Source organism: Microbacterium sp. CPCC 204701 (assembly GCF_004010105.1).
In the GTDB taxonomy this organism is placed as follows: Bacteria; Actinomycetota; Actinomycetes; order Actinomycetales; family Microbacteriaceae; genus Microbacterium.
In genome coordinates, this window is record NZ_RRYE01000145.1 from 1 (window position 1) to 7,161 (window position 7,161).

Consider the following 7,161-nt stretch of genomic DNA (forward strand, 5'->3'; position numbering starts at 1 on the left):
CAGCTGGCGTCGGCGCTGAGCGGCAGCGGACTGCCGCGCGACCGGGTCGAGCGCGTGGAGTACGCGCGGCTGGCCGCGCGGCTGCGAGAACTGCGAGCGGATGCCGTCGTGCTGGCGGCGCGCGGACCGCTCGTGCGCGTGCTCGCGCGTGACGTCGCGGCGCTCTCGCCTCGGCCCGTGATCGCGACCGGTCTCCCGGGCATCTCGATCCCCGCCACCCGCAAGGCGGTCGTGTACCGGCTGCAGAGCGACCTGTTCGTCGTGCACTCCCGCCGTGAGCTGCTCGAGTTCGGCGCCCTCTCGGCCCGCACGGGATACGCCCACCGCTACGCGCTCGCGACCCTGCCGTTCGCGCGCTCGGGCCGCGGTGGAGCGGGCGGCGGCACCGACCTTGTGTTCGCGACGCAGGCGAAAGTGCCCGCCGAGCGGTCCGATCGCCTCCGCGTCGCGCGGATGCTGGTGCGCGCCGCCGAGGCCGCACCCGGGCGCCGGGTCGTGGTGAAGCTGCGGGCGGCGACGGGCGAGCATCAGACGCACGTCGAGCAGGACGGGTACCCCGAACTCCTCGCGTCGCTGGGGCCGTTTCCCCCGAATCTCGTGACCTCGACCGCCCCGATGGGCGCCGCGCTCGACACCGCGGAGGGGCTCGTCACGGTGAGCTCGACCGCCGCGATCGAGGCGATCGCCCGCGGCGTGCCGGTGATCGCCCTCGACACGTTCGGCGTGTCGCCGCGGCTGATCAACGAGACGCTCGCCGACGCCGACCTGCTGGGCTCCGAGGAGGACGTCGTCGCCCGGCGGTTCCGGCATCCGGATCCGGAATGGCTCGACGACAACTACTTCCACCCCGGGCATGCCGACGACTGGGGGGACCGGCTCGAAGAGCTCGTCGCGCTGCGCCGGGACGGGCAGCTTGCGCCGCGGTCGCCGTTCGTGCGACGCGGTGGCGGTCTGCGCGACGCGTGGGAGCGCAAGATCGCGCTGGGAGCCAACGACACTTCGGCCGCCGGCGCGGTGGCGTATGCGATCGGGATGCCGCTGCGCGAGGTGGTGCGGACGATCCAGCGATCACGGCGCGCGCGCCGCTCGGTGCGCCCCGCGTCGGACGCCGCACTGGCCGATCCTCGCGTGAGCCTGCCATCATGACGGCATGAACCCCGCCAAGCCCCTGGCCGCGACGCTCGCCGTCGGCATCCTCCTGCTCCTCGCCGCATGCGCGCCCGCAGAGCCGGTCATCGCACCGGTGACCCGCGATGCGGGCTCGCTGCAGGGCGCGACGGTGGAACTCGCCGTCGGGCAGGTGCTGAACATCGACACCGGCGATCTCGCTGTCGACAGCTACCGGGGCGAGGTCGACGACCCGTCCGTCGCCCGGTTCGTCGCGGGGCGCGAAGAAGACGGTGCGACCTTCAATCCGGGCGTCGAGGGCCTCGCGAAGGGCGAGACGACGGTCGTCCTCTCGAACGCCGACGGCGGCATCCAGAGCGTCACGTTCACCGTCGAGGTCTCGGACTGACACGGCCCGCCGCGTGCTCGCGGGCCATCGGCGGGCGTACGCTTCTTCGATGACCTCCGCGGCGAGCAGGATCGAGCTGCGCGAGCTCCTGGACGAGCTCCGCGTGCACGCGACGGCGCGTCTCGCGGCGATGGACGAGACGATCGCGGAGCTGCGCGCCGACCGCGGCGCGGACGTCGCCGACGACGAGCACGATCCCGAGGGCGTCACGCTCTCGGGGGAGTGGGCGCGCGTGGTCGGACTCCACGAGGCGGCAGTGCGCGAGATCAGCGAGATCGACGACGCCGTGCACCGGTGGGAGGCCGGAACCTACGGCGCGTGCGTCGACTGCGGGCGCGGCATCCCGATCGCCCGGCTGCGGGCGCGTCCGTCTGCGACCCGCTGCGTCTCGTGCGCCGAGAAGGCGGGCTCCTGACGTGTCGTTCGGGCCTGCCGCCGGCTCGGCGGGCGGGTTCGCGAGCCCCGCAGCCGACGACCGGTGCCCCTGTGGCAGCGGCGATCGCTACGACGCGTGCTGCCGCCCGCTGCTGCGCCGAGAACCGGCGCCGACGGCCGAGCGCCTGATGCGCTCGCGCTATACCGCCTTCGTCGTGGGCGACGCGCGCCACCTCTGCGCGACGTGGCATCCGCGGACGCGCCCGCACGATCTCGTGCTCGACCCCGCGCAGCGCTGGACCGGGCTCGAGATCATCGACGTCGTGGCCGGCGCCGAGGGCGACGACGAGGGGTGCGTCGAGTTCCGGGCGCGGTGGCGCCACGGACGCGACCAGGGCGAGCTGCACGAACGGAGCCGGTTCGTTCGCCGTGCGGGCAGGTGGACGTATGTGGACGGGACGGTCGACGAAGTCAGACCCGGCCCGCCTCCCCGCAGTGACGAACCGCTAGCGTGAAGCACGTGACCACGCAGGCAGAGAAGGCTCAGACCCTGGCGCGACTTCATGCCGCGCCCGAGATCCTCCGTGTCGTGAACGTCTGGGACGCCGTCTCGGCGAAGACGATCGCGGCACTCCCCGAGACGCGCGCCATCGCGACGGCGGGCCATTCGATCGCGGCGACGTTCGGATACGCCGACGGCGAGATCCCGCTCGACCTCACGCTCGACATGATCGGCCGCATCGTCGATGCGGCCGGCGACCTCCCGGTCACGGCCGACCTCGACGACGGCTACGGCGACCCGGGGGAGACCGTGCGGCGCGCGATCGGCCGCGGTGTCGTCGGTGCGAACGTGGAAGACCGCCTGCGGCCCCTCGAGGAGGCCGTCGCCGCCGTCGAGGCGATCGTCGCGGCAGGTGAGGCCGAGGGCGTGCCGTTCGTGCTCAACGCCCGCACCGACGCGTTCGTGCGCGGCGGTGGACGCCCGGTGGAGGCATCCGTCGACGATGCCATCGCACGCGGCCGCGCGTACCTCGACGCAGGCGCCGACCTGGTGTTCGTGCCCGGCATCCTCGACTCCGACGTCACACGCCGGCTCGTCGACGGCATCGGCGAGCGCAGGCTCAGCGTGATCGGGCTGCCCGGAGCGCTCAGTGGGGGGGAGTACGAGGCGCTCGGCGTGGCCCGCATCTCGTACGGCCCGATGGCGCAGCGCGTCGCGCTCACCGCACTCCAGGACGTCGCCGCCGAGCTCTACCGCGACGGCGTCATCCCCGCGTCGACGCGCAACCTCAACTGAGTGCGACGCAGCTCACGTGTCGTGTTCGATCGGCGCGACGTCCTCGCGTTGGTCGTCGACGCCCCCGGGCGGGTAGTCGGCGATCTGCGGGCGACGGCGCAGGAAGACGGCGCTCATGACGAGACCGCCCCACACCACGACGATGGCCAGGATGAGGAACGTGATGGCGATCGGGGTCATGACGACGCCTCCTTGCGCTGGGCCGCGGTCGCGGGATCGGCCACCGGGAAGGCGGGCCACGGCGTGAAGTCGTCCGGCGATCTCCGCCATCGCAGCAGGGTCGTCACGAGTGTCGCCACGAGCAGGAACACGATGGTGCCCCAGCCGAACAGCGCGAGATACCAGCCGGGCATGTCGGCGTAGCCGTCGACGACCAGCGACACGATCCGCGAGATCAGCATGTAGCCGAGCACGACGGGCGCCAGCACGCCGACGAACGCGATCCAGAGCCAGCCGACCTTGAACGTCGACACGGCGTTCAGGTGCGCTCGCAGCTCGGGGCCGCGGCGAAGAACCCAGATGACCAGGATCGTGGTCAGGACCGCGGACGCCACGATCCCGATGTTGTTGGCCCACTGGTCGGTCACGTCGAGCGCGAGGAGCCCGGTCGTCGTCGAGAAGATCAGCACCGACAGGACGGCCGACACGACGCCGACGCCTGTCGCCGCCGCCCGGATCGAGAGCGCGAACTTCTCTTGGATGGCCGCCGACACGACCTGCAGCACCGAGATGAGCGACGTGAACCCGGCGAGGGCGAGCGAGCCGAAGAACAGAATGCCGAAGAGAGGGCCGCCCGGCATCTGCGACACGATCGCGGGGAAGGTGATGAACGAGAGGCCGACGCCCGTCAGCCCCTCGAGCTCCGCCACCGCGATGCCCTGCTGGAAGGCGAAGAACCCGAGCGTCGCGAAGACGCCGATGCCGGCGAGGATCTCGAACGACGAGTTCGCGAATGCGACGACGAGTCCCGGCGAGGTGAGGTTCGAGCGCCGCCGACGGTACGACGCGTACGTGATCATGATGCCGAAGGCGATCGACAGCGAGAAGAAGATCTGACTGTATGCGGCGATCCACACGTCAGGGTTCGCCAGCGCCTCCCAGTCCGGTGTGAAGAGGGCGTTGAGCCCCTCGGCGGCGCCATCGAGGAAGAGCGCCCGCACCACCAGCACCACGAACGCGACGATGAGCAGCGGCAGGAAGATCACGTTGACCCGCTGCAGACCCTTCGCCACCCCGGCGGCCAGCACCACGATCGCCGCGATCCACACGATCGCGAGAGGGATCAGCACGCCCGGGACGAACTCGAAGCTGATGCCCGGGTCGCCGACCTGCAGGTACTCGCCGGTGAGGAAGCCCGCTGGGTCGTCGCCCCAGCGCAGGTCGAACGAGAAGACGAAGTAGCTGAGCGCCCACGCGATGACGGCGGTGTAGTACAGCCCGATCACGAAGGCGATCGCGACCTGGAACCAGCCGAGCGACTCGGTCCAGCGGCCGAACGCGCGTCCCACGCGGCGGAACGCGGTCGGGGCGGCGCCGCGGAACCGGTGCCCGAGGGCGTAGTCGAGGAAGAGGATCGGGATGCCGGCGGTCAGCAGCGCGACGAGGTAGGGGATCAGGAACGCCCCGCCGCCGTTCTCATAGGCGACGCCGGGGAAGCGCCAGATGTTGCCGAGGCCCACCGCCGAGCCGATCGCGGCGAGGATGAACCCCACCTGTCCGGTCCACTGCTCCCGTGGGCGCGACACCGCCCCCCGTGAGCTGGCGTCGTGCGGTGCTGCGGTCACGTCGTCGTCCCTTCGCCGGTGGGGTGGCTCTTCGGTTCGCACGGTAGCAGCGGACGCGGGCGGTCGCCAGGTCCGCGGCAGCGAGTCGCGGCGGTCTACACTCTCTGGGTCGCGAAGCGCAGGGGGTGTCGATGGGTCGCGCGAAGGACTCTCCCGGCGAAAGCCCGTACGCCGCCCGCACCTCAACGGGTGGTCTGACGCGCGGCATCGGCACGTTCCAGCTCGCGATGCTCGGCGCCGGCGGGACCTGACCCGCACCGCGATGTTCCGGCGTACCGTGGAGCGAGTGACGGAAGGAGACGCCATGACCCGCATCCTGATCTTCGGCGGACACGGGAGGGTCGCGCTGCTGCTCGAGCCGCTGCTCGTGCGGGAGGGCCACACGGTGACGGCCGTCATCCGCGATCCCGCCCACGAGGCAGAGGTCAGCGCCGCCGGCGCTCAGCCGGTCGTGGCCGATGTCGAGCTGCTCGAGGTGGAGCAGCTGACGAACCTCATCGCCGGCAACGACGTCGTGGTCTGGTCGGCGGGTGCGGGCGGCGGCAATCCGGCCCGCACCTACGCGGTCGATCGGGACGCCGCGATCCGCTCGATGGATGCCGCCGCGGCCGCGGGCGTGGACCGTTATCTCATGGTGTCGTGGCTAGGTTCTCGGGCCGATCACGGGGTCGCGTCCGGCTCGTCGTTCTTCCCTTATGCCGACGCAAAATGGGCCGCCGACGAGCATCTCGCCGCGAGCGCGCTGGACTGGACGATCCTTGCGCCGGGCACACTCACGCTCGATGCGCCGACCGGCCGCATCCAGCTCGATCCCGCCGGCGGGGGCGAGGTGCCGCGCGCCGACGTCGCCGCTGCGATCGCGGCCGCCATCGACGACGACAGCACGATCGGCCGCACCATCCGCTTCGGCGGCGGCGGCGAGGTCATCGGCCACGCGATCGCCGGCTGAGCTCAGTCCTCGCTCGAGTGGAGCCCTCGCCGGGCCGACAGCAGCGTGACCTCGCGCCTGTCGGCGACGAGCCTCTCGGCGTGGTCCAGCACGTCGCGCACATGCGAGGCTCCGGAGGCGACGACCGACACGCCGACGCGGGCGCGGCGGTGCAGATCGTGCTCTCCCACCTCCGCCGCGGCGGCCTCGGTGCGCCGGCTCAGCTCCGCGACGAGCGGACGCAGCACGCTGCGCTTCTCTTTGAGGGAGTGAACGTCGCCCAGCAGGAGGTCGAACTCGATCCACCCGATCCACATGGGTCCATGGTGCCAGTCCGCGCCGGTTCGCACGCGGCAATCGCGACGCGCCCGCGTGCCTCATGGCCGAACGGGCGAAATGACGGTAGAAAAGCAGAGTCTGCGTTCTGGGGGGATCGCACGTCCTCACCGATCCGAAGGGACCCCCTCACATGAAGATCGTCAAGCGCGTCATCATCGGACTCGTGATCGCCTTCGCCATCTTCTACCTCGTGACACGCCCGCAGGATGCCGCGAACGCCGTCCAGGGGGCCTTCGGCGCCGTCTGGGGTGCGGGCGTGGCCGTCGTCGACTTCTTCGTGGCGCTCGCCGGAGGCTGAGCGTGTTCGATCCGCGCATCGATCGGCACCTGATCGCGGATCAGGGGGAGGTCATCGTCGACGAGGTGCGCAAGCACTGGGCGGCGACCGTGGCTGCCGTGCTGGAGCTGTTCGGCGGCACCGTCGTGTTCCTGCTGACCTTCTTCGTCCCGCCCCAGGCATGGTGGGTGCCGGCGTTCGCCGGTGGAGCGGTCATGCTCCATGCGTCCTGGCGGATCCTGGAGCAGCGGATGGACCGGTTCGTCATCACCAACATGCGGGTGTTCCGCGTTCACGGCATCCTCTCGCAGCGCATCGCGACGATGCCGCTGTCGCGCATCCTCGACATCTCCGTGCACAAGCCGGTGGTCGGCCGCATGTTCGGGTACGGGCATTTCGTGTTCGAGTCGGCTGCGCAAGAGCAGGGGCTGCGCGAGATCCGCTTCGTGGGCGAGCCGGACGAGCGCGGACTGACGATCCAGCGCGTCATCCAGCAGGCCGGTCTGCGAGGGTATGCCGGCCGCGGAGACCCGTTGAATCCCGTGCCGCCGTCCGCGCCCGCGCAGGCCGTCGTGCCGCCGCGGCCCCGGGTCCCGGCATCCGTCGCCGCGGCGGCGGCATACGACACGCTTCCCGTCGTCGTCG

The 7,161-nt window shown here is 71.4% G+C and carries 11 protein-coding genes; 8 read left to right on the top strand and 3 right to left on the bottom strand.

Going from position 1 to position 7,161, the window contains the following annotated elements; all coding sequences use genetic code 11:
- The 5 genes from EIO58_RS18775 to EIO58_RS10010 all read left to right on the top strand — a co-directional run.
- On the top strand, positions 1-1,146 hold a 1,146-nt coding region (locus EIO58_RS18775; protein WP_164861622.1), incomplete at its 5' end, for a DUF6716 putative glycosyltransferase.
- 4 nt (positions 1,147-1,150) lie between these two features.
- On the top strand, positions 1,151-1,516 hold the full coding sequence (locus EIO58_RS09995) for a hypothetical protein (RefSeq protein ID WP_127819413.1): 366 nt from the start codon (positions 1,151-1,153) through the stop codon (positions 1,514-1,516).
- Between the two features lie 49 nt (positions 1,517-1,565).
- Entirely contained in the window at positions 1,566-1,931 is a 366-nt protein-coding gene (locus tag EIO58_RS10000; protein ID WP_127819414.1) for a TraR/DksA family transcriptional regulator, read from the top strand.
- 1 nt (position 1,932) lies between these two features.
- Positions 1,933-2,406, top strand: coding sequence for a YchJ family protein (locus EIO58_RS10005; RefSeq protein WP_127819415.1), 474 nt, complete (start codon positions 1,933-1,935; stop codon positions 2,404-2,406).
- 5 nt (positions 2,407-2,411) lie between these two features.
- Positions 2,412-3,188 (top strand): isocitrate lyase/PEP mutase family protein, encoded by a 777-nt coding sequence (locus EIO58_RS10010; RefSeq protein WP_127819416.1) that lies wholly within the window; start codon positions 2,412-2,414, stop codon positions 3,186-3,188.
- Positions 3,189-3,200: 12 nt separating this feature from the next.
- On the opposite strand, the gene EIO58_RS10015 is transcribed toward EIO58_RS10010, so the two are convergent.
- Both EIO58_RS10015 and EIO58_RS10020 read right to left on the bottom strand, forming a co-directional pair.
- Positions 3,201-3,368, bottom strand: a complete 168-nt coding sequence (locus EIO58_RS10015) for a methionine/alanine import family NSS transporter small subunit (protein ID WP_127819417.1) — start codon at positions 3,366-3,368, stop codon at positions 3,201-3,203.
- Positions 3,365-4,972: a sodium-dependent transporter gene (locus tag EIO58_RS10020; RefSeq protein WP_127819418.1), complete on the bottom strand. Its 1,608-nt coding sequence runs from the start codon at positions 4,970-4,972 to the stop codon at positions 3,365-3,367. The genes EIO58_RS10015 and EIO58_RS10020 overlap by 4 nt, the downstream gene beginning before the upstream one ends.
- A 304-nt stretch (positions 4,973-5,276) precedes the next feature.
- Between EIO58_RS10020 and EIO58_RS10025 the strand changes: the two genes are divergently transcribed.
- Positions 5,277-5,921 carry an SDR family oxidoreductase gene (locus tag EIO58_RS10025; protein WP_127819419.1) on the top strand — a complete coding sequence of 215 codons (645 nt, stop codon included), beginning with the start codon at positions 5,277-5,279 and terminating at the stop codon, positions 5,919-5,921.
- 2 nt (positions 5,922-5,923) lie between these two features.
- On the opposite strand, the gene EIO58_RS10030 is transcribed toward EIO58_RS10025, so the two are convergent.
- On the bottom strand, positions 5,924-6,217 hold the full coding sequence (locus EIO58_RS10030; RefSeq protein ID WP_127819420.1) for a DUF503 domain-containing protein: 294 nt from the start codon (positions 6,215-6,217) through the stop codon (positions 5,924-5,926).
- A 152-nt stretch (positions 6,218-6,369) separates the two neighbouring features.
- On the opposite strand from EIO58_RS10030, the gene EIO58_RS18780 reads away from it, so the two are divergent.
- Both EIO58_RS18780 and EIO58_RS10035 read left to right on the top strand, forming a co-directional pair.
- Positions 6,370-6,537, top strand: a complete 168-nt coding sequence (locus EIO58_RS18780; RefSeq protein WP_164861621.1) for a hypothetical protein — start codon at positions 6,370-6,372, stop codon at positions 6,535-6,537.
- A 2-nt stretch (positions 6,538-6,539) separates the two neighbouring features.
- The coding region (locus EIO58_RS10035; RefSeq protein ID WP_205789212.1) for a PH domain-containing protein at positions 6,540-7,161 on the top strand (622 nt) is incomplete at its 3' end.

Bases quoted from the DNA above. Each gene is read 5' to 3' on its own strand.
- EIO58_RS10015 (WP_127819417.1), bottom strand. From the start codon at position 3,368: ATGACCCCGATCGCCATCACGTTCCTCATCCTGGCCATCGTCGTGGTG.
- EIO58_RS18780 (WP_164861621.1), top strand. From the start codon at position 6,370: ATGAAGATCGTCAAGCGCGTCATCATCGGACTCGTGATCGCCTTCGCC.
- EIO58_RS09995 (WP_127819413.1), top strand. From the start codon at position 1,151: ATGAACCCCGCCAAGCCCCTGGCCGCGACGCTCGCCGTCGGCATCCTC.
- EIO58_RS10000 (WP_127819414.1), top strand. From the start codon at position 1,566: ATGACCTCCGCGGCGAGCAGGATCGAGCTGCGCGAGCTCCTGGACGAG.
- EIO58_RS10030 (WP_127819420.1), bottom strand. From the start codon at position 6,217: ATGTGGATCGGGTGGATCGAGTTCGACCTCCTGCTGGGCGACGTTCAC.
- EIO58_RS10025 (WP_127819419.1), top strand. From the start codon at position 5,277: ATGACCCGCATCCTGATCTTCGGCGGACACGGGAGGGTCGCGCTGCTG.